The organism is Neisseria sp. P0021.S006 (assembly GCF_051956895.1).
On sequence record NZ_JBQCWZ010000676.1, the window covers coordinates 1 to 745 of the forward strand.

Annotated in this window: 2 protein-coding genes; one reads left to right on the forward strand and one right to left on the reverse strand. The window is 46.8% G+C overall.

Annotation, left to right across the window (positions count from 1 at the left end; all coding sequences use genetic code 11):
- A partial coding sequence (locus tag ACTHUM_RS16410) for an EamA family transporter (protein WP_440403481.1) occupies positions 1–527 on the forward strand: 527 nt, incomplete at its 5' end.
- Positions 528–581: 54 nt separating this feature from the next.
- Here the strand turns inward: ACTHUM_RS16410 and lepB are convergent.
- Positions 582–745, reverse strand: a 164-nt coding sequence (gene lepB / locus ACTHUM_RS16415; protein ID WP_440403482.1) for a signal peptidase I, incomplete at its 5' end; no start/stop codon positions are given.

Sequence of the window (745 nt, forward strand, 5' to 3'; positions counted from 1 at the left end):
GCCTAAATACCCTACAAATTTTAAGTTTGATATTGGCCACCATAGGCGTAGCCTTGATCGGCAGCCCGGAGTTCGGTCATAACGACAATGCCGCATGGGGATTTGTCAGCGGCGTAGTATCCGGTGCCATGCTGACCCTGTCTATGGTTTTCGTACGCAAAACCCATGAGCAGGAAAAAGTCGGTTTGTTTCCGCTCATGATGATTTTAAGCTTCGGCGGTGCAATGGCGCTGGTCATCCCATCTCTACTATTCGATGCCGCCCATCTCTACCCCAAAACTTTAAACGATGTGATTCTAGTCTCCATCTACGGCATCGTTATGCAATGCTTCGCTTGGGCATTGATTGCTTACGCCATCCCGCTTTTATCCTTATCGCTGACCGGCCTCTTGCTTCTCTCCGAACCAGTCGCCGCCATGTTAATCGATTATTTCTGGCTGAATAAACCGATTAACGCCGTCCAATGGTGTGGCGCCACTTTGACTTTATTGGCAATTTATTTGGGTTCGTTAAAAGACAAAAAATAGATACAAAAAAGGCCGTCTGAAAAATTTCAGACGGCCTTTTAATCTGTTTATTGCTTATTGGATACTGGTACCGATACGGCTGAGTTCGCCAAAGTTCATCCAAACAAAGAAGGCTTTACCGACAATCAGTTTATCATCGACAAATCCCCAGTAACGGGAATCGGCGCTGTTGTCGCGGTTGTCGCCCATTGCGAAATAACGGCCTTCTGGGACTTTAC